We start from the raw sequence: 21,937 nt of genomic DNA, 5'->3' as shown, positions 1-21,937 counted from the left end.
ATTTAAGAAAACATTTAAATGACATAAAAAAACCAAGATAAAGTAAGACATAATCTCCACTTAAGAGATAAGTCCTACTTTATCTTGGTTCGCAAAAAAAGTTGAAATTTTAAAGGGATATAAAGCCCTTCAAATAGGTGAAGAATACGCACTTTTAAATAGTCTAAGATTAATAGAGTATTTAAAAGGATCTATTCAAAAGGACATAGTTATCCTTTACGAAATTCAGCTTTTTTTACTAATAAAGTAAAAATTACCTCGTAGTCTAATTCTTAACGGGAACTAGGTAGAGACTCCCAGACCATATTTCTGGGGATATACGAGCTATAATATATTTATGGTAACTAATGGTAAAATTGGAAATAATAACCTGCAGAATTATCAATTAATATATTACATTCAATCAAATTAAATATCAACAGTGTCTATATGAGGATAAAGTATGAAGTTTTTTGGGTTAATTTAACTAGAACGCTATATGAAAGCTCAATTTATAAAGGTGCATTTAGTTGAGCGATGATTCATTTTCGATATTGACAGTGAATTTAGTGTGTAATAGTATAATAGTTAATTTTTAAATATTAAGTATTTTTAGAAAAATAGATTTGGCTTATACATAATGGAAAGATTATAGTGAGTTTCATCAAAAGGTTTGAGTTATACGCAGTTACTGTGTCCTTAAAATAAATAGATTGCAAATTTAGGAGGAGTAATAATGAAAGCGATTACTGAAGGTGCTTTATTATGGGAACCAACTAGGCAGCAAATTGAAAATGCTGGGGTTAGCCATTTTATGAACTGGCTCGAAAATGAAAAAAATCTATTTTTCAATACACAAAGTGAGTTATGGAAATGGTCAGTCGATGAATTAGAGTCCTTTTGGGAAAGCGTTTGGAAATATTGTAATGTAATTTCACATGCACCATACGATCATGTTCTTGAAGAGCGAAAAATGCCAGGCGCAAAATGGTTTACCGGCTCTAAAATTAATTATGCAGAACATGTATTTCGAAATGATAAAGGAGACCAACCTGCATTAATTTTTCAATCAGAAATTACTCCAAAAACAGAAATAAGTTGGAAAGAGCTTAAGGAAAAGACAGGCTTGGTCGCAAATTCTTTAAGGGAATTAGGTGTTAAATCTGGGGATCGAGTTGTGGCATATATGCCTAATATCCCTGAAACGATCATTGCCTTTTTAGCTTGTGCAAGCATTGGAGCGATTTGGTCTAGCTGTTCACCAGACTTTGGAACGAGTAGTGTAATTGACCGATTTAAACAAATCGAACCGACTATTTTATTTGCAGTGGATGGTTATTCTTATAATGGAAAAGTTCAAAATAGGCTATCAAGCGTTGACGAGCTACAGTCTGAATTACCTACATTAAAGAAGACAATTTTAGTGCCTTATGTAAATTTTGATGAATCGAAAATGGAAGTTGAAACAGTTTTTTGGAATGAATTATTAGTGGGAAGCAGTGAACTTACTTTTGAAAGTGTTCCTTTTGATCATCCACTATGGATTCTATTTTCATCGGGGACAACAGGGTTGCCTAAACCAATTGTACAAAGTCAAGGTGGAATATTAGTTGAGCAACTTAAGACATTAGTAGTTGAACAAGGAATAAATCAAGATGATGTCATTTTTTGGTTTACTACTACTGGCTGGATGATGTGGAATCAATTAGTAGGAGGCTTGTTATCTGGCAGTACGATATTATTGTTTGATGGAAGCCCAACTTATCCTAGTCTACATGTTTTATGGGACCTTGCAGAAGAAGTAGGTGTAACATTTTTTGGCACAAGTGCAGGATTCTTAAGTGTGTGTGAGAAGCACGCAATAAAGCTAAAAGATAGACATAGTTTTTCTAAATTAAAGTCTATTTGTTCAACGGGATCCCCACTATCAGTCGAAGGATTTTCCTGGGTATATGAAAATATAAGAGATGACATCTGGCTTGTTTCAACTAGTGGAGGTACTGATGTTTGCACAGCTTTTGTTGGAGGCTCACCGATTCTTCCTGTTTATGCTGGAGAGATTCAAGCTCGTTCATTAGGTGCTCATGTACAATCATTTAATGATGAGGGAAAATCAGTTATTAATGAGGTGGGAGAACTAGTAATTACTTCTCCTATGCCGTCCATGCCGCTTTATTTCTGGGGTGATTTGTATAATGAGCGTTATCTTGAAAGTTATTTTGAAGTTTATCCAGGGATTTGGAGACATGGAGATTGGATTAAAATTGATGAAAAAGGTAGTTGTGTCATTTATGGGAGATCAGATTCAACAATAAATAGACATGGAGTACGTCTAGGTACAAGCGAAATCTATCGAGTTGTTGAGTCACTTGATGAGATAATGGAAGGTTTAGTAATCGATTTAGAACTACTAGGCCGTCAGTCATTTATGCCATTATTTGTTGTACTTAAACATGGGGTTGTTTTGACAAATGAATTAAAGGAAAAAATAAAAGTAGAAATTAAACAGAAGGTTTCACCGCGATTTGTACCTAATGAAATTTATGAAGTTGAACAAATTCCAAAAACATTAAGTGGCAAAAAATTAGAAGTTCCAATACGTAAAATATTATTAGGGTTTTCTCCTGAAAAAGTTGTCAATCAAGGTTCAATGGCTAATCCGGATTCATTAAAGTTTTTTACCGGGTTGGCACAAGTTTTAAATGAACAAAGTTGAAATCAGTCTAAAACGTTATCTTCATTATGAGATAGCGTTTTTTTAGGCTCTGTTAAGATATATTGTTGATTTTAGATGTAAAAAGAGGCAAAATAACTGTTAATACTATCTTCTATGGTACGAAGAAATAAGGAGATGACAATATGTCAGAAGATGAATTATTCTCAAATAAGGCATCTAATGTTTATGAAATATATTCAAAAATCCTCGATTTATTGAAAGAAATAGGTGCATTTGAAATTGAGTTTAAAAAGACCTCTATTCATCTTTTGAATAAATCTTCTTTTGGAGGAGTTCATCCAAAAAAGAAATGGTTAGATTTTAATTTAGTTACAAACCACCAAATTGAACACGAAAAGATTACTAAAATTGAACAAGTTTCCAAAAATCGATTTCACAATAATTTTAGATTCCATAGTGTAGACGATCTAAATCAAGAGTTTTTAGTTCTTTTAAAAGAATCATATCAATTGATGTGTTAGTTAGAGAAAGGATATTTTTACCAATGAATAGCAGTTTCTAAGGATTTATATCTGGTCTAGAACAAAATTGCAGTTTAGTAGTATAAGGAATGAAAAAATAAATTGTTTAATTCAATGTAGTTGATAGACTTAATTCTAAGGAGTGAACTCAATGAAATTCAAGTTCTATAATGATATAGGTAGAGAAATAAGCATCCATCCTGCAACTGAAATTAATAACATAAAATTTATATGGGTGTAATAGACCAATAGAAAAGCATTCTTTCTTTTTACAAGAAAAACTTATCCTTTGGTAAAAATGTGGGATTATGGAGAAAAAAAGCTTATTTAGAAACATGCACTAGAAAAAATATAAATAATATATTGGAGATATCCCGTTTGAATGCTTGAGGAGGATATTATGAAACCAATGTTACCTAGTGAAAAATATTTCGGTAATTTAGAACTAGTTTATGCATTTTATGGGGCTATGCCTACAGGTGTTACTGTTTCAGAAACCGGTCGTATTTTCATTTGCTTTCCGAAATGGGGAGACGATGTTAAATTTACGGTGGGGGAAATTGTTGAGGATAGATTGCAGCCTTATCCTAATTTACAAGCCAATTTGGTTAACCCCGAGAATATCACAATGACTTTCATCAGTGTCCAAAGTGTAGTTGCTGATGGAAGGGGAACACTTTGGATATTAGATACAGCAGCACCCAATTTTTCTGAACCAATTAAAGGAGGGGCAAAATTAGTCGCTGTAGATTTAGAAACTAATACAATTAGTAAAGTATATACCTTTACAGAAGATGTTGTCCTGCCTACAACTTATCTGAATGATGTCCGTTTTGATTTTCGTGTTGGAAAAGCAGGTTATGCTTATATAACGGATTCATCTTCAGGAGGACCTGGAGCTATTATCGTCGTAGATTTATCAAATGGAAACGCGTTTAGACGGTTAAATGGGGCAAATTCTACTTCACCTGATCCCTATTTTTTACCGAAAGTAGAAGGTCAAATTTTAATGAATCGAAACAAAGACGGTTCAACTTCTCCGTTTAGATTGGCTTCTGATAGTCTTGCCATTTCTCACGATGGAAAGATATTGTTTTTTGCTCCACTAACCAGTCGTCACTTGTTCTCGATTTCAACAGAAGCCCTGAGAGACAGAACGATACCGGACAGGGATGTATCTTATCATGTAAAGTATTGGGGAGAAAAAGGTGCGTCTGATGGAATGATCACCGATGCAAAGGGAACTGTTTATGCTGGAGATTATGAAAACAACTGTATCCGTAAGATATTTCCAAATGGTATTATGGAAACTATCACACATGATCCGAGAATTTTGTGGCCGGATACATTTTCCATAGGTCCGGATCAATATTTGTATTTCATCGTGAACCAGTTACATCGACAGCCTAGATTTCATTATGGAGAAGACTTACGACAGAAACCTTATAGTTTACTTCGTATCAAAATTGATGAATTCCCTGCTCCGACATTTTCATAATAAAAATAGTCAATTTAATTGTTTTAATTATATAGTGTAAAACAAAGAAAGGTATATTTACTTCTGCCAAATAAACTCAAAATGAATTAATAGGAACAGTTTATTTAGTGAGTGATAAACCGTTCCTGAAAATTTTTTATAATGTCGGTAAGTTCAATGCTGTATTGATATTATTTAAATCCAAACTGATCTGTTCGTTTGTATCCCATGCATGGTACCATCCTTTTTCTGCCATATATGTGGATATTTGTTCATGCATATTAAGAGCTTCTTCTAAATGGCGAGTGAGAATTTCTTTAATTTCCGGTGTTCCTGCCTCTGTAACTGCCATGGCATAATTTCTAATACCACTTTTAGCTGAAATGAGTAGATCCATTGCAACCACTTGATCCGTTATTGCGTCCATGCCAGTTAATGTTTCAATAATTGGATTCATGTTTATTCATCTCCTAATTTACTGCTTAGCGTTGGAAAGGATTGAAGCATATTCTTGTAATTGTCTAGTAGATAGATCAATGTCTTGCTGCATAATATCTTTTAATAGCTGATCTGTAACTAACGCTTTCATCGTTTTGGATTTCGTTAAACAAGTGGTCTTAAATGCAGCTATCTCATGGACCTCAAGAACTTCATGTAAGGCGTAGTTCATTTTTTATACCTCCTTCCTCAAGGTTTCAACAGGACTTTTATACAATTATCCATTTTTGTGTCAAAAATCTCATAGCCACGCTTTGCTTCACTAAGTGGCAGTACATGACTTACGACATCACCTGGGTCAATTTTCCCGGTCGATACTAATTCAAACATATATGGCATATAATGAATCACAGGTGCTTGTCCGGATCGAATATTGATGTTTCGGTTTATAATATCTCCAAATGGGAATCCATTATATTTCCCACCGTAAACACCTGTAACTTGAATTGTCCCGCCTTTACGAACTGCTTGTGTAGCCGTGATAAACGCACCGAATGCTCCACCATGAAGTTTCAATCCGCTTGCCAGGAACTCTAAATCAGTCATTTTACCGTCCATTCCAACTGCATCAATGACAACATCAGCGCCGCCCTTCGTTATTTCTTTCAAATGCATTCCTACATTTTCAAAGTGTTCGAAATTTACAATCTCCACTTTGTTGGTACGTTTGGCGTGTTGCAAACGATAGTCTACATAATCTACGGCAATGACACGCTTCGCTCCTTTTAGCCAACAAAATTTTTGAGCAAAAAGACCAACTGGACCACAGCCAAGAACAATAACTGTATCTCCACCCTTTACGCCTGCATTGTCAACACTCCAAAAACCAGTAGTCATCGCATCGGCAATAACTGCTAACTTTTCATCTGGTTCTTCACAAGTCTCTGGAATTTTGAAATGGGTAAAGTTGGCAAATGGCACTCTTAAATATTCGGCTTGCCCACCTGGATAGCCACCCGTATTACCAGAATATCCGAAATAGGCACCCATATCACCATTATCATTAGAATTATCACATTGGCTTTCCAAATTTGTTTTACAGTAATGGCATTCACCGCATGCTATATTAAAGGGGATAATTACTCGATCTCCCTTTTTTAGTTTAGTCACACCTGGACCTACTTCTTCTACGATTCCCATTGGTTCATGGCCAATAATATAGTTTTCCTGCAGGTTAGGAATCATGCCATGAATTAGGTGAAGATCAGACCCACAAATAGCTGTACTTGTTACTTTTATAATCATGTCATCTGGTTTTTCAATCTTCGGATCTGGAACTTCTTTCACTTCTACATTTTTAATACCTTGATAGGTTACTGCCTTCATTGGTTACAAGCCTCCAGTGTTAATGTTCATCAGGTGTTCGGTCAAACAAGCCTTTTCTATTGTTATCAGCAGGAAATAGATTCATTTTGCCAATCATTAATGTATTGTTGGCAGAGAGTTGGTCTAATTGATATTGTTCACTTAGTTCGTATGGATGGAACCATTTTTTACTAATCATTAGTTCTGTAATTTCTTGGTGCATAGCAATCCCTTGCATTAAATGGTTTCGTAAGAGCGTTCTAACATCAGGTGATGCTGACTCTGTTAATGCGACCGCAATATTGCGAACACCTTCTTTAGCACGAAGAAGAAAATCCATCGCAAATGTGGTATCTGCTAGCTCAGGGACATGTAGCGAGTTTATTGGGTCTAAATAGTCATTATTCAATGAATTTGCCTCCTTTTAATTTATTATTGGTGTTGGGCGGTTTTGAGGAACAGGAGCTTCAAAAGGTGCACGTTGATAAAGTGACTGTAATTCTCCTAGTGCTTGCATGGATTGTTCCACATCTTTTTGCATTAATGCTCTCAAATCATCATCAAATACCAATCCTTGCATTAGTTTTGATTTCGCTAAGCAAAGGGTTTTGAAATTAATAACTTCATGTAAATCCAATGATTCATGATCGGCTAATTTTTGATTATCCATTTGGTACCCTCCTTTTTGACTAACAATACAAATACAAAGGTATTATTCCAAATATACAAAGAGTCATTCTTTAATAATTTTTTTTGAGGTAGGAAAAACAATGATATAAATCATCATTGCTTTAGTTGAACAACATGATCGGCTGAAAAGTCGATTTTTTTATTCAACAGAATGGCAAATTAGTTCTATAAAAAATGCTATAATAATTGATTATATACGATGGGGGAACTAAAAATTGATCGTAAAAATTGGATTTGAATACGAAGAAGATACAGTTTATTTGAGATGTCCTGCAAAAGTAGGAAGAAATATTCGTAAGCTACAACGTGAATTCTTTAGTTGGTTATATGATCGAAAAAATGATCATCCATACTGGGTTCCTTTTGGAGTAAATCAAGATGGAACAGAAGAATTCGGACTAAGTTATAATGAAGATGCATTTATTTATTGGCTTAATAATGTAAGATTTAAGAGAGGCAAAAAAGTTGCATTTATTATAAAAAAACCAAAGTACTTACCAAAAAAGACAATAAGTTTTTAAATTCTAATTCAACTAAAGCATTGCATTAGTTGTATAAGATTACGTTCGGTATTGCGGCTTTTTTTATTGAAGTAAATGGCGGGATAGTTTCATATTGTTTCAATACCAACGATAGATATATTCCAACAAAAGATCAAAATGTGATATCGTTTAAATATGATTTTTCTAGAGTAGAAACATGAGAAAGGTGTGCAGAAGTGTGAACAAAAGAATATTTTTGATTTTATTTACTGTGATTTTACTATCAGTATCTGTGGGTTGCGGAAAAATTACTGAACAGACGTCGTCAAAAAAAGTGGAAACCCCAACGAGCACGGCTTCTAAGACTGTTGAAACCAATAAGAGTACATCTGACGATGAAAAAGAAAAACCAACGAGTGATAGTGAACCAAACAAAAGTGTTCCTGCATCTAGCACTTCAAAGGCAAAAGGTACAACTGGAGGATTTGATTACAGCAAATATACCCTAATTGTAGTAAACGGTGGGGATATGTCGGGACATAGACAGCCGAATGTCAAAGTAGATGTTGGATATGGAGAACGGGAATATTGGGCGTATACAAATGAATACGGTCAGCTTATACGTGTTGAGGCGAAAAAGATAACCCTTCAAAATTCGAATACTGATCATGTTTTGTCATCAGGTAGATATTACGCTGATGAAGCAAATGTTCCTGGTACGGAGAGTCCAATCTTGGATAAAGGGCATGTGATTGCAGACTCGCTTGGTGGAGTATCAAACGCATATAACATTACACCTCAGAACAGCAATCTTAATAGGCACGGTGATCAAGCTTATATGGAAAAAGTGATTCGAGATGCAAGAGGTTGCACTGATTTCGTAGCAGTGATTCAATATCCAAATACTAAGACGCAAATTCCTAACCATTATAAATTCACATACAAAATTCAAGGCAGATCCATTACAGATGAATTTGACAATGTAAACCCAGATGAAGTGAACAAAAATTTAGGGAAAACGACAATTGCGAGCAGTACGCCACCGAAAACAAACAATGTACCTTCAAACAAAACGAAAAATAGTAATGAAGATGTTAGTAAAGTGGATACCAATCATAACGGAAGTGTTACAATCGCTGAAGCCAAAGCTGCTGGCTTTAAAATGCCAATTACGCGCGATTCATGGCTCTATAAATATATGGATGATCGAGATGGTGATGGCTTAGTAGGCGAATAAATGGTGTCAATAGTTAGCGTTATAAATTTTATTTTGCCATTTTCATAAACAAATGATTCACCAAAGAATGTATCAATAACATAGTTTTCTTATTAAAACTTTACCCCTTTAAGTATGCTTAGTTATGTAAGCTTTTAAAGGGGTAAAAAAATGGGGGATTTTAAACGTATAAGACTTTTCATGGGTGTATTAATTCATTTATTCTAATCAATGAAAATTAACATTCGTGATTAATAATTTTGCCTTGATCAGTCAGTTTAACAAGAGCCGCATAACCGATCCCTTTTTTTACGACAGTCGCCATACCTTCACCAACAAGTATATTTAATGTTTTTAGTTCGTCTTTGTTTAATTTTGTATATCGGTAATAACCATCACCAATTTTGTGAATTAATCTGCCTTCTCTTGTCATTCCTAAAACAGTAGTCATATGTTTCCCTTCTTTCGAAAGTTGTTTGGATTAATGATTACATACCTATCGTATATTGTTTGTACAAATTTGTCTGTGAATAAATTGTGAAACATTTAACAAGCTTAAGTCTGTAATAATTTGGAAGGATAAACATATTTTCATCTCGGCATACTATTTTTGTGTCTAAAAAATGGAGGTGTGTTGGTATGTCTTTTCAAAATCGTGGTATCGGACATCCTGAACATCAAGATGATCCAAATAAATTACATATCGTCGCAGTACGAAAAAATGGCGATGGTGATATTACAGATGTAAAATTTCAAAATGGTGAAATAGTCGGGATCGAACAAGCCATTGCGATGGCAGAACTTGAACAAATTGAAGATGTAAACACAGGTCTAACTCGTGGAGATAATCCACATAAAACACTTCGTTCTTATCCTGATGGTGATCCTACAAATAATTTAAGTAATTTACCTACTTTTTAATGTCTATACGCTAAAAAGGTGCACAAGTTATGTGCACCTTTTTTATTTCCGAGTAAATCATGAGAAAATGGAAAATTTAATATTAGAAATACCAGTAAAGTAGGGATCTATTTTGAAAAAAACTTTTTTATTTCTTTCAGTAGTGACTTGTTTGTTAATCGGAAATTATTTAGTTGCTTCAAAAAATACTGTGAAAAGTGAAAGTAATGCTTCCCTTATCTATAAAAATGAGAAACCCGACAAAGTCTCGGAAGCTCTTAGAGCATTAAATATAAAAAAAGCAAAAGAAGGAAGAACAGCATCATTAGAGCAAAAACGAATCGAAATTGAAAAACAAATAGTCCCAACTCCTTCGAATATTAAAATTAAGGGAGATAATATTGAAGGAACAAAAGTGGAATGGTTAATTCCAAATGGATCTTCAGAAGATAAGATTGTTTTTTATATACACGGCGGAGGTTGGTCCAGAGGTGGGTTAGTTTTTTCGAGGAATTTAGGAACTATCATTGCTAGAGAGACAGGTTATAGGGTACTAACGATACAGTATAGACTTTCACCTGAAAATCCATATCCAGCTGCATTAACCGATGTTGAAAAAGTTTATAATTATTTAGGAAAAAATACTGGTCCTAATTCTAAAGTTGTTATCGTTGGGGATAGTGCTGGTGGCAATTTAGCATTTGCTTTGTTAAATAAAATAAAATCTTCAAATGGAACCTATCCAACAGCTGTTGTAGGAATTTCTCCAGCGACTGACTTAACGAAAGAAAGTCAATTATACACTTCAGATTTAGATAGTATTCATGCAAGTTATCATGGAAATGATATCAATATTGTTGATACATACGTAGGGAATAATAATCGAAAAAATCCTTTAATTTCACCACTTTATGGTGAGTTAAAAGGTTTACCTCCAATGCTAATCCATGCTGGCGCTAGGGAAGAGTTAATCGATGATATTTTAGCTTATGCGGCAAAAGCAAATGCTAATGGCGTAGAGGTTACATGTAAAGTGTGGAGAGGAATGTTTCATGATTTTCAGTTAATGGACAAGGCTTCGAGTATAAGTAAGCAAGCTAACGCTGAGATTGCACAGTTTATTAAACAACACTTGGAAAATAGATAGTCAAAATACAAAAAGTAAGGCTTATTTTGCCTTACTTTTTTATGTCGAATTACTTAAGAAATTTGAAATTTGATCAATATCTCTTTGTGTAAGAACAGGATCAATAGTAATAACGGGGTGAATGATTTCCCCTTCAAGCAAGAAATCAGAAATGATAAATTCAATGTTTAGTTCATTTATAATAGTTGATTCAAGCTCACCTATTTTAGGAAGAATAAAATCAATTTTATGACCAAAAGCAGTAACCAATTTCGTTTCAATATAACGATGAACTCCTGGACCATTACTTGTTAATAATAAAACCTTCTTCCTTGATGTTGAGAAATTAATTTTAGAAGCTTGAACATTTAATGCAACTTTCGCAATTTTATCTCTAGTAATGTCAGGGTATGAATATTTTTTCGTCCAGATTTGTAAGGCTTTTGATACCTTTTTATATAGGTCTGAATACTGATTTTTAACATAGCGGTCCATTGAATAGGATGGTTCTTTTTTATCGATTGAATATAAAATGAACGAGTATCTTTGGAATTGGTCATGTAATGTGTACAGAAACTCCTCGTCCTTATCTAACGATATACCTGTTTTTTCCTTTAATAGTTCTACTAAGTGAAAGAGTTCTTTAAAATACCTTGTTTTTAGATTTTGATATAAATAAAGAAATTCGCTTTTTTCCATATTGTCAAAACTATAATATGGAAGAGTTGAAATTAATAATGAAAACGCAATTCGTTCATTCTTAGAAATATGATCTTTATATTGATGTTCTAATTGATTACAAATTTCATTAGCAAGTTTAAAATAATTTGATTCTAAAATCTTGTTTATCGATTCATCAGTTAATTCAAGTTGCATTTTTTTATCGATTCTATATAACATCGTACCAAGTAAATAGACGTACTTGTTGGTAGTAGAAGGATATAGGAATAATTTAAACTTTTCAGTAGTGTCTAATACAATTTTTTTAATATCTTGAAATGAGAATGCTTCAAGTGGCCAGTCTTTATCATCCGAATAAGCGCATAAAGCATCTAGGATATCACCACACAATAGCCGAATTTCAAATTCTCTTCCTACGATTTCGAGTGGGCCACGTTTTAAAGTTAAATGGTAGGCCTCCAGTAATTCCTCAACTCGATCAAGTATTGAATAGACAGCAGGTTGCTGTGTAAAAAGCGCGTTTGCTAATTCTGCAATACTTTTAATCTGAGTAAATTGTATGAGCATAATAGCTTGAAAACTCAATGAATTTTTTACGTAAAGTGATCGAATTTCATTAATCGATGAAGAAATCGGTTTATTTATATAAATTCCTTTTCCTTTTATTGTTTCAATTTGCCATCCCTCAGGTAGGTGTGTGTTAATTGCCTGTAAATCATTTCGAATTGTTTTTTCAGTACAAAGTAACTCATTTGCTAATTCTTCTGTTTTAAACCATTTATCTTGTTTACTTAAAATATTAATTATTTGTAATTTACGTTTAGTTGGTTTATCCATTCAATATCTCCAAAATTTTGTCCAATTTATTACTATTATTGCTTTTAATGTTCCGTCTTAATTCAGTGAAAGTTTATTTCATCAATTGGAAAACATCTTTTAATGCGATTTTTAGAGTTAAATGTGAATTTTTATTGAAGACAGTATATTATTTTTACCTAAATCAAAGGTAAAAAACATCATGGGAATCACTTTACTACAGCGATATAATGAAATCGTTGAAACAAAAAAATATTTTTTTTAAGGAGTAAAGTGAAATGAAATTTACAAAAGTCGCGCTTGTTAGTGTAATAGGGATGTCATCATTAGTTGGAGCTGCTCACTCAACTTTTGCGGAGGTATCATCTGTAGGGAATTCAAAGGGGTCAATTACATTCGTTGCTGGAACAGGCCCAGTTACACCTGTTGATCCTACAAATCCAATTGAACCATTAGAACCAACAGGTCCAACTGATCCAACAGATCCGCCAACAGGGAATGCTGGTTCATTAACATTAGATTATGTTTCATCAGTTGATTTCGGAGTAAATGAGATTTCAAATAAAACAGAAGTCTATTCAGCTAAATCTAAAAAGCCATTTATTCAAGTGTCAGATCGCCGTGGTACAGGGGCAGGTTGGTCAGTAACTGCGAAAGCAAGTAAATTTACAAATGGAACAGCAGATTCTCTACCTGGTGCAATCATTACATTTAAAAATGGTACCGTTATTTCATTAAGTACAAGTGGGTCCCCAGTAGCAACTGAATCAATTGCTCTAAATACAGACGGAAGTACAGCATCACCTGTTGTTTCCGCATCTCCAGGTAATGGTTATGGTACATGGGTAACTCGTTGGCTTGGACCAAATCCAGAAGTGAATGATGGGGCATTAAATGATAATGTCACTTTGACGATACCGGCAGGCTCAGCAACGATTGGGAATCATGAGGCAACTATTACGTGGACATTAACGGATGCTCCGGGTTTATAGTAGTTAATTTGAAAAATAACAATTAATGGAATGGACTTTATATTATTTGGAACCTATTAGATGAAACGTTATTAAATGTCTTATAGTGAAAATGATATAAAGTCTCTATTCTAAAGGGGGAATATAAAAATGGATATTATACGTCAAAAATTATTGCTAATTTTTTCTGCTATTCTGTTAACTTTATCGTTCATCCCTCTATCTGTAAAAGCAGAGAATAATATCGATTTTTCTGTAAAAGCGATCATTCCAATAAATCAAATTGATCATCTCAAATCTTATTTTGATTTAAAAATGTCTCCAGGACAAAAACAGGATCTTAAAATCGAGGTCTTTAATAATAGTAAAAAAGAAGAAACAATCCAAGGGAATATTACTTTTGCAACAACAAATGATAATGGACTGATTGATTACTCCGAATCGAATAGTAAGGATGCAGATAAATCTTTAAAGTATCCATTAACTAGCTTAATAAAAGAACCTAAAAAAGAAGTTGTTATTCCACCAGGTAAATCAAAGGTAGTGTCATTTTCGATTACAATGCCGAAAGATGAATATGATGGAGTTATTTTAGGAGCAGCCCACTTTAAGAAAAAAATCGAAGAAACTGAAAAAAGTTCTAAAAGTGAAAGCATTAATATAAAAAATGAATACGCATATGTGGTTGGAATAAAATTATCGGAAAACACTAAGGAAGTAGAGCCGGATCTACATTTGCTTGACATTAAACCTAAATTAGTAAATTATCGTACAGCAATTGCTGCGACAATCCAAAACAGCGAATCCTCCATTGCGAAGGATATGAGTATAGATGCGCAAATCTTTAAAAAAGGGTCCAATAAAGTTTTATATAGTTCGAAAAAAACTGAGATGAGCATGGCACCTAATTCAAATTTCGATTACGCAATCGATTTAAATAATAATCCAATTGAACCCGGAACTTACCGATTAAAGATGAAAGCGATCATTGGAACTCAAGTATGGGAATGGGATGAATTATTTACGATTGGAAAAGAAGCAACAGATTTGAATAATAAAGCAGTTGAAATAAAAAATAATCATTTTTGGTATTATATCGGAGGCGGATTATTACTTTTAATAGGGATCATTTGGTTAATTGTTTTCCTAAAAAGAAAGAAGGAAAAAGAACAATCGAATAATCAAGAATGATTTTTGATAGTATTAATCAGTTGCCTTAAAAGATTAAAATTAAAACAAATAATATATTGGTAAAACACAAAAGGCTCATTTCTTCATTGAAATGTTGCCTTTTTTATTAATATGAAATGATTTCATTTTTCAAGAAATTGATAAATTGTTTTTCAACCTTTGATAATATTTTCTTTTTTGAAGTGATTACTCCAAGCTCGGAGTTTACATATTCGTAATTTACGAGATCAATTTCAACGATTTCACCATTCGATAAATATGGATGATTTTTTAATGAAAAATTTGGCCCCCATGTTATTACATTGCTATTTAAAATTGCTCGTAATAACTCTTCAAGATGGTTGGAAGAAAATAAAATATCTAATTTTCCAATTTTATGTTGGAAATTATTTGTAAACCATCTTATATAATCACCGTTATATAGAACAAATTTTTGTTGAAGAATTTCTTCAGGAGTTATTTTTTTGGTAATGGCAAAAGGGGAATCTTTTTTTGCATATACTTTCATCTTTCCATCTACTAATCCTTCGTAATGAAATTCTTCTAACTCTTTCATAATGCCTTCGTAAAGACAGATGATTCCTATATTTACTTGATTTTTTTTTACAACTTCAATCGTACGTTCAGTAGTATTTTCTAATATGTCTATATGCAAATTTGAATGTTGGTTTTTAAAATCAACTAACGGTGTTAATAGATAATTTATAAAAGCAGGTACCATTGAAACCCTAAGTTCACTGAGTTGGGTATCTTTACTTTTCTGTGCTATTTCTCTTAATTCTGCGTATTTTAAGAGTACTTCTTGTGATTTTTCTACGATTTGTACTCCATCCACTGTTAATCTTGCGCCTAATCTAGATCGATTAAAGATTTTTATTCCTAGTTCTTCTTCTATTTTAGTGATCGCTTGACTTATACCTGATTGACTTATATGCAGATTTTCTGCAGCGATTGAAATCGACCCCGTTTTAGCGACTTCCACTAAAATCTCTAGTTTTTCTAAATGCATTACATTGACCACCTTTATACTTTCATACATGAACTAAAACTTTTCTAATATAGAATTTTTATTTCAGCTTTTATATTACAAATCGTGAAGTAATGTTTAAAAATTGTAAATTTACTTAATCATTTTGCAAATATAGAATTGGGTTTAACTAATAGTATTATTCTATTTATTTCGATTGAGTCCAATGTAATTGAAAATTAATACGTTCTAATGTTGAATCAAAACATTAGATTTATCAAGTGCTTTCTTATATTTAGAAAAATTTACAATAAATGATACTTTTTTGTTCAATTTGGATGTTGCCTAATGATAGAGGAGGCTAAATATGTTAGTTGGAGAAATCATCAAATATTATCGAGAGAAAAAAGGAATTAGTCAGTCTAATTTAGGTGAAGGAATTTGTGGTAAAGCGTATATTAGTCGATTTGAAAGTGGAAAAGTTACATTATCTCCTGAAATTATATACAAATTAGCTCAAAAACTAGAAATTGATATAAACAAAGAAATCGAATCTTTTTGTCTAATTGAAAAGCACTTAAATGATTGGAATCAAGCAATCATTATGCATAGAACAGCACAAATTGAGGGAATTAAATTAGAATTAGATCAAAATCCGTTTATCATGGCTTCTAAACATGCGGCAAATTATATGCTAACAACTGGGAGATATTATCTTCACAAAAATATGTTTAAAGAAGCAAAAAATATAATTGAGAACGTAGAAAAAGAGTTTCAGTCATTATCAAATTATGAAGAAAATCATCTTTTACACATTAAAGGATTATATTGTATTAGTACATTTAGAACTGCCCAGGGTGAAGAAAGTCAGACTGCTGTGAACCTTTTAAAACAAATTAGCATAGCAGACTATAAAAATGAGGAATATTACTATCACTTAGCGCTAGCTTACCATCATGCAAGGGCAAAAATATCAGCATTTACTTATGCTGAAAAAGCACTGCAATACTTTAATAAAACATATAATCATGTGAGTGCTATGAATGCTCAAATTTTAATGCTAATGCAATTCGATAGCAAGGGTGAAATTGAATTTTTAAATCTAGTTGAAAACTATAAGAACTTAATTCATAATTGTGCGATTTTAGGTGCACAAGAAAGTAAAATAAATATTTTATATAATCTAGGAGAAGAGTTTTATAAAAGAGGAATATATGACGAGGCTGTCAGTTATTTTGAACAAGCATTTGTACTAACTGATAAATCATCAATAAAGTATTTAAGACGTTTGTATCATTTTACTGAAGCATGCCTAGATGGAAAGCTATTAACTAAACAAAGTATTTTAGAAAAAATTGAAATAGGTACGAAATTAGCAAAAAAACAATGTCCAATTTATTTCAATCTTTATAAACTATTATCATTGAAGTGTAAAAAAAATCTAAGTCAATTTTATGAGTTTTTAGCTGAAGTAGTGGTTCCACAGCTTATAGCAACTAATAATACTTCTTTTTTTGAGCAATATGGAAAGATTTTATATACTCACTATGTTGAGCAAAAGGAATATGAAAAAGCGATTGAAATAGACCAAAGCTTTAAATTGATGAGTCAGGTGTTGATTTAAAAGTCTTTAGATAACGATTATTCGTTATCTAAAGACTTTTTTTATCATCTAGGAAATGGATTTTATTAAAATATTATATTTATGATACATATGTTTATAAACATTAGACGAGAATTTTGTCGAAACCCGTTCGATTTTTTCTATAAAACCAGTGTTAAAGGGGAGCGATAACCCGATTGATAAAAGAGTGGAAATTCACAATAATGAACTTAAATAAATAGACAAATTGTTTGTTTATTTTGTGGAAAATAGTTCAGAGTTTTGTCAAAGTAAAACTATTTTTGTACTTCAATGTAGAAATCTACCTTGTCGTAAATTTTCTAGGAGGAAGAGGAATGGGGAAAAAGACAGAGAAAAAGTTTTTAAAAAGCTTCACCGTTTTAGCTTTAACTTCAGGTTTTATTTTGGGCTCACTTGGTCATGTAACGAATAATACAAAAGCAGCAAGTCCAAGAAATGTAGAAGATATTCTAGCGAATTTAACTTCAGAGCAAAGAGCAGCGCTTGAACAGCTTTCGACTAGTGAACAATCAGGCCTTCAAATTTCTTCAGATATTAATTTAAACTCAACGGAACAAACAAGTGTTATTGTTGAGTTTGCAAATAAACCTGCTAAAGTTGCTCAAATCGAAGCAAGTGTTGAGGGGAAATATTTAACTGAAGATGAAGCTGCAAAACTAGTTGACCAAGATCACGAGACATTTGCGAAAGATGTGGGTCAAGTATTAGAAAGTGGCAAAACGAAAAAAGTAGATTATACAATTAATCGTTCATATAAGCATGCATTCAATGGTGTTTCAATGAGTCTACCAGCAAACCAAATTAAAAATCTATTAAAATCAAAAGCTGTTAAATCAGTTTGGAGTAATAAAACATTTACAATTGATCCTCCAAAGGAAAACGATCAATTAAAAGCGGATGAAGCAAATGTTTCAAACTATACACCGTATGACGGATTAGATCGTTTACATGCGGAAGGATTTACTGGAAAAGGAATTAAAGTAGGGATTTTAGATACAGGTATTGATTACAACCACCCAGATTTGAAAGATGCATTTAAAGGTGGATATGATTTCGTCGACAATGACAATGATCCAATGGAAACAACATATGCAGATTGGGTAAAGGCAGGAAAACCTGGATATCAAAATGGAGCAGACTATTACACTGAACATGGAACGCATGTTGCCGGTATCATTGGTGGCCGTGGTGTAGCCAATAGTGAGTATAAAACTGTTGGAGCAGCTCCAGAATCAGATATTTATTCTTACAGAGTACTTGGACCCGGTGGTAGCGGGACAACTGATGCAATTATTGCCGGAATCGATCGGGCTGTAAAAGACGGCATGAATGTCATTAACATGTCACTAGGAGCTACGTTGAATGATCCACTTTTTGCGACGTCTATTGCCGTAAACAATGCAGTATTAAGCGGCGTAACGACAGTTGTAGCTGCGGGAAATAGCGGAGATCAAATGTATACACTTGGTACTCCAGGTGCTGCAGCATTAGCTTTGACGGTTGGTGCATCATCTATCGCACTTGATATTTATCAATATGCGGGTGTACAAGATAGTAAAAACTATACGTTAAGACAATTAGCAAGAAATTATAAAGATGACTTAACAACATTAAAAGGGAAAACGTATCAACTTGTTGATGTGGGACTAGCTAAACCAACGGACTTTAATGGAAAAGATTTGAACGGTAAGATCGCGTTTGTTAAGCGTGGATCAATTGCATTAATCGATAAAATCAAAAATGCAAAAGCAAAAGGTGCAGCTGGCGTTTTAATGTATAACGATGAAACGAATAAAGCGGAAGGTGCAATTCAAGCATTTTTAGGTGAATCAGTTGATGCGATCCCTGCATTCTCTGTTTCAAATGACGATGGAAATGCAATTTTAGCTGCAATTAAAGCTGGAAAAACTGACTTCACTTTTGGCGATTTTACAAAACTTAAGACAGCTTCAGACGAATTAGCACAATTCAGTTCAAGAGGTCCATCTCGTGTGAACTACGATATTAAACCAGAAGTAATAGCACCTGGTGTATCAATTCTTTCAACAGTACCATTTTATATAAACGATAAAACTGTTGATGGATCAAAACCAGAGGATTACAAGTATGCGTATGAACGCTTATCAGGTACTTCAATGGCTACTCCATACGTAGCTGGTGTATCTGCTTTATTACTTCAATCAAATAAAGATTTAAAACCAGAAGATATCAAATCAATCCTAATGAATACAGCAGATCCATTATCAAAAGCTTATAGTGTCTTTGAAGAAGGTAGCGGACGAGTAGATGCTTATGAAGCAATCCACTCAAATGTGGAATTAGAAGTAGTTGATAAAACGCCTACAATCATTAATGGGAAACAAAAATCAATTCAAGAATTAACAGGTGGAATGAGCTTTGGTTCATTTGGATTTGATGATCAAGATATTGCTGATTCACGTACTGTTACATTAAAAAACTGTAGCGAAAAAGCAAAAACATTTAATGTAGATGTCAAATTCCAAACTGGCTTAAGAGGCTCAAAGGATGCAGCTCAGAACAATGTAACTTTATTAGGTCCTTCAACAGTTAAATTAAACGGAATTAGTCAAAAATCAATTAAATTTAACTTAAACATTCCAAAGACAGCTGAAAAAGGTACGTATGAAGGGTATATTACGTTTACGAATACGGGGGATCCATCAGAAACATACCAAATTCCGTTTGGTGGACGTGTAATAAATGAAGGCATTGATTCAGTTGACGCCTTACCAATGTTTTCAACTGATACAGCATGGCCGGAAAATGCTTGGCCTTTCGAATCGTTTACTTTCTCATTGAAATCGCATATGAAAACATTAGATATTATTTTACAAGATGCTATAACAGGTGAAGATCTAGGATTATTAGGCTCCTTGAGTCCAATATTATTGAACGAAAATCAAACTTATTATGTTACAAGAGGATTTACCGGTACATATTATCCATTTACTGGTGACTCTAAGAATCCAATTAGCTATCTACCAGAATTTGCACAACCAGGACGATATAAAATAAAGATGGTTGGATCAAACGAACTAGGTAAAACATTTACAAAATCATCTGAGTTCATCTATGACCTAGGAGCGCCAACTATGACTTCTAGCTTTGATTCATTAGACCAAAAAGTAATTGAAACTAATGATAGTCAATTTGATTCAAATGGACAATTCTTATATGATTTTAACATTAACTTAAATGATCCTGAAACAGAAGAAGCAAGTAAACTAGGTTTCCCAGTTGATCAATCAGACAATTCAGTTGTTATGTTTAATAATAGTCCGTGGCCAAAAGCACCAATTTATACAGATAAAAATGGAAATTACACTGATAAAATTGTCGTTAAAAAACAAGCTGCACCTTTACAAGTACAGTTTTATGGAATGGATTATGCAAGAAACACTATAGGAAATGCTTTTAATATGTTAAGAGTTGTTTTTGTGGATCACAATTTACCTTATTACTATTTAAAGGCAAATAAACAAATCGTATCAAATGGAGACACAGTAAACTATAGTGTTCGTTCAAATAACATTAAAAACTTAAAAACATCTAAAATTACAATACCAGTTGATCCTAACATTGCTTCAATTGAAAATGTAGTAGTAAATGATGCTGTAAAACAATATGGCGATGCGCAAGTTTCAGTATCTACGGCACCATCAGGAGGTATGTTAAACTATACCATTACATTCACTTATTCAGGGAACAAAACATTACCAGAAGACTTGCAATTATTTAATTTCGACCTTAAAACGGCTAAAAAGTTTACGGATGGACTTTATGGAGGGTCTGCATTCAATTGGTATACAATGACAGCTTCTACGATTGATCAATCAAATGTAGAGACTAATAATGTCTACTCTTACATGGAAAGTATCAAATATAAACCAACGTATTCAAGATTAGATGGGACAGTACAAGTAGAAGGGGCGAAAGATTCCTCTGGTCAACCTATTTATTCAATTGATCTAAGTAAGGTTGGGGCAAATGTAAAAGTTACTTCTTATGATGGAAAAACAACTGCTACTCCTTCAAGTTTAAATAAGAGCGGTCAGTATATCATTGAAGGCCTAAAAGCTGAACTAACACCTTATACTTTAACTGTTGATGTACCAGGTCATTTCACTATGAACAAACAAATTGTTCTATCCAATAATGTACGTGGTGAAATAGTAGGAAAAAGATTGGCCTTTAATCTACCAACTGCTGCAGCAGGAGATGTAAACAAAGATAATGTGATTGATATACTTGATGCACTAGCAGTACAAACATATTGGGGTACAAACAAGGCAACTGCAGATTTTAACTTTGATAAAGTAGTAGATAAAAAGGATATGGATTATATTGTTAAAAACTTTGGACTAAAAAATCCGACTGTATCAAATGCGCCAAAAGCAAAAACTGCTTATAAAGGCGTTACATTAGATGATGTATTAACTCAATTAGGATTACAGTAATTTAAAAATTAAGGGAAGTCGATATTCGACTTCCCTTAATTTTTATTAATAAAGAATCTGTAGATCAACCAAGAAACTAAATTTTAAATTTTCTCGACGAACTTAATTTATAAAAAAATAAGAAAAACTTATAAATATATAAGAAAGTTTATAAACTTCTTTTGTGAAAAATGTCGAATTTTGTAAAAAGAAAGTAGAAACGTTGAAAGAATCTACTACATATAACCCGATTGTTAATTATTCGAATATTTTTAATAATTAGTATTAGGAAGTGATTATTAGGTTGATGGATTTTTAGAATATAAAAGCTAGAGTTT

Annotated in this window: 19 protein-coding genes and 1 riboswitch; of the genes, 11 read left to right on the top strand and 8 right to left on the bottom strand. The window is 33.0% G+C overall.

From position 1 onward, the window contains the following. Nucleotides 1–241: 241 nt before the first annotated feature. Nucleotides 242–343: riboswitch (purine riboswitch) on the bottom strand. A gap of 372 nt (nucleotides 344–715) precedes the next feature. The 3 genes from ACFVRR_RS12200 to ACFVRR_RS12190 all read left to right on the top strand — a co-directional run bounded on the left by ACFVRR_RS12200 (nucleotide 716) and on the right by ACFVRR_RS12190 (nucleotide 4,675). Beyond that, nucleotides 716–2,695 carry an acetoacetate--CoA ligase gene (locus tag ACFVRR_RS12200; RefSeq protein WP_387328643.1) on the top strand — a complete coding sequence of 660 codons (1,980 nt, stop codon included), beginning with the start codon at nucleotides 716–718 and terminating at the stop codon, nucleotides 2,693–2,695. A 143-nt stretch (nucleotides 2,696–2,838) separates the two neighbouring features. Continuing rightward, nucleotides 2,839–3,177: a DUF5655 domain-containing protein gene (locus ACFVRR_RS12195; protein ID WP_387328641.1), complete on the top strand. Its 339-nt coding sequence runs from the start codon at nucleotides 2,839–2,841 to the stop codon at nucleotides 3,175–3,177. Between the two features lie 400 nt (nucleotides 3,178–3,577). Further along, on the top strand, nucleotides 3,578–4,675 hold the full coding sequence (locus ACFVRR_RS12190; protein ID WP_387328639.1) for an L-dopachrome tautomerase-related protein: 1,098 nt from the start codon (nucleotides 3,578–3,580) through the stop codon (nucleotides 4,673–4,675). Nucleotides 4,676–4,811: 136 nt separating this feature from the next. Here ACFVRR_RS12190 and ACFVRR_RS12185 read toward each other — a convergent pair whose 3' ends face one another. The 5 genes from ACFVRR_RS12185 to ACFVRR_RS12165 are packed head-to-tail and all read right to left on the bottom strand — an operon-like array spanning nucleotide 4,812 to nucleotide 7,127. Then, on the bottom strand, nucleotides 4,812–5,111 hold the full coding sequence (locus ACFVRR_RS12185; RefSeq protein WP_069032686.1) for a spore coat protein: 300 nt from the start codon (nucleotides 5,109–5,111) through the stop codon (nucleotides 4,812–4,814). Between the two features lie 18 nt (nucleotides 5,112–5,129). Further along, nucleotides 5,130–5,324, bottom strand: coding sequence for a hypothetical protein (locus tag ACFVRR_RS12180; protein WP_088070062.1), 195 nt, complete (start codon nucleotides 5,322–5,324; stop codon nucleotides 5,130–5,132). A 17-nt stretch (nucleotides 5,325–5,341) separates the two neighbouring features. Then, nucleotides 5,342–6,478, bottom strand: a complete 1,137-nt coding sequence (locus ACFVRR_RS12175) for a zinc-dependent alcohol dehydrogenase (RefSeq protein ID WP_387328635.1) — start codon at nucleotides 6,476–6,478, stop codon at nucleotides 5,342–5,344. Between the two features lie 19 nt (nucleotides 6,479–6,497). Continuing rightward, the gene (locus ACFVRR_RS12170) at nucleotides 6,498–6,866 is read right to left on the bottom strand and encodes a spore coat protein (protein ID WP_387328632.1); all 369 of its coding nucleotides are present in this window, start codon (nucleotides 6,864–6,866) and stop codon (nucleotides 6,498–6,500) included. A 15-nt stretch (nucleotides 6,867–6,881) separates the two neighbouring features. Next, a complete protein-coding gene (locus ACFVRR_RS12165; RefSeq protein WP_387328629.1) occupies nucleotides 6,882–7,127 on the bottom strand; it encodes a spore gernimation protein GerQ in 246 nt (81 codons plus the stop codon). Nucleotides 7,128–7,362: 235 nt separating this feature from the next. On the opposite strand from ACFVRR_RS12165, the gene ACFVRR_RS12160 reads away from it, so the two are divergent. Next, nucleotides 7,363–7,668, top strand: coding sequence for a hypothetical protein (locus ACFVRR_RS12160; RefSeq protein WP_387328626.1), 306 nt, complete (start codon nucleotides 7,363–7,365; stop codon nucleotides 7,666–7,668). Nucleotides 7,669–7,846: 178 nt separating this feature from the next. Beyond that, the gene (locus ACFVRR_RS12155) at nucleotides 7,847–8,866 is read left to right on the top strand and encodes a DNA/RNA non-specific endonuclease (protein ID WP_483867342.1); all 1,020 of its coding nucleotides are present in this window, start codon (nucleotides 7,847–7,849) and stop codon (nucleotides 8,864–8,866) included. Nucleotides 8,867–9,083: 217 nt separating this feature from the next. Here ACFVRR_RS12155 and ACFVRR_RS12150 read toward each other — a convergent pair whose 3' ends face one another. Further along, nucleotides 9,084–9,296: a hypothetical protein gene (locus ACFVRR_RS12150; RefSeq protein WP_097978475.1), complete on the bottom strand. Its 213-nt coding sequence runs from the start codon at nucleotides 9,294–9,296 to the stop codon at nucleotides 9,084–9,086. Between the two features lie 188 nt (nucleotides 9,297–9,484). Here ACFVRR_RS12150 and ACFVRR_RS12145 point away from each other — a divergent pair, with 188 nt between their 5' ends. Continuing rightward, entirely contained in the window at nucleotides 9,485–9,766 is a 282-nt protein-coding gene (locus ACFVRR_RS12145) for a DUF3892 domain-containing protein (RefSeq protein ID WP_069032911.1), read from the top strand. 112 nt (nucleotides 9,767–9,878) lie between these two features. Then, entirely contained in the window at nucleotides 9,879–10,892 is a 1,014-nt protein-coding gene (locus ACFVRR_RS12140) for an alpha/beta hydrolase (protein ID WP_387328619.1), read from the top strand. 39 nt (nucleotides 10,893–10,931) lie between these two features. Here ACFVRR_RS12140 and ACFVRR_RS12135 read toward each other — a convergent pair whose 3' ends face one another. Beyond that, nucleotides 10,932–12,389, bottom strand: a complete 1,458-nt coding sequence (locus ACFVRR_RS12135; protein ID WP_387328616.1) for a BglG family transcription antiterminator — start codon at nucleotides 12,387–12,389, stop codon at nucleotides 10,932–10,934. Nucleotides 12,390–12,646: 257 nt separating this feature from the next. On the opposite strand from ACFVRR_RS12135, the gene ACFVRR_RS12130 reads away from it, so the two are divergent. After that, nucleotides 12,647–13,360, top strand: a complete 714-nt coding sequence (locus tag ACFVRR_RS12130; RefSeq protein WP_387328613.1) for a WxL domain-containing protein — start codon at nucleotides 12,647–12,649, stop codon at nucleotides 13,358–13,360. Nucleotides 13,361–13,489: 129 nt separating this feature from the next. Continuing rightward, entirely contained in the window at nucleotides 13,490–14,530 is a 1,041-nt protein-coding gene (locus ACFVRR_RS12125; RefSeq protein ID WP_387328610.1) for a WxLIP family cell surface protein, read from the top strand. A 106-nt stretch (nucleotides 14,531–14,636) separates the two neighbouring features. Here the strand turns inward: ACFVRR_RS12125 and ACFVRR_RS12120 are convergent, their stop codons facing one another. Next, complete coding sequence (locus ACFVRR_RS12120; protein ID WP_387328607.1) at nucleotides 14,637–15,539, bottom strand: LysR family transcriptional regulator; 903 nt, start codon at nucleotides 15,537–15,539, stop codon at nucleotides 14,637–14,639. A gap of 325 nt (nucleotides 15,540–15,864) precedes the next feature. Here ACFVRR_RS12120 and ACFVRR_RS12115 point away from each other — a divergent pair, with 325 nt between their 5' ends. Next, nucleotides 15,865–17,121, top strand: a complete 1,257-nt coding sequence (locus ACFVRR_RS12115; protein WP_387328604.1) for a helix-turn-helix domain-containing protein — start codon at nucleotides 15,865–15,867, stop codon at nucleotides 17,119–17,121. A gap of 335 nt (nucleotides 17,122–17,456) precedes the next feature. Beyond that, on the top strand, nucleotides 17,457–21,620 hold the full coding sequence (locus ACFVRR_RS12110) for a S8 family serine peptidase (RefSeq protein WP_387328602.1): 4,164 nt from the start codon (nucleotides 17,457–17,459) through the stop codon (nucleotides 21,618–21,620). Nucleotides 21,621–21,937 lie beyond the last annotated feature (317 nt).

This window comes from Gottfriedia sp. NPDC057948 (assembly GCF_042887255.1).
GTDB lineage: Bacteria > Bacillota > Bacilli > Bacillales > Bacillaceae_G > Gottfriedia.
Note: the sequence above shows the minus strand (reverse complement) of the source record. Positions and strands in the feature narration are given on the sequence as shown.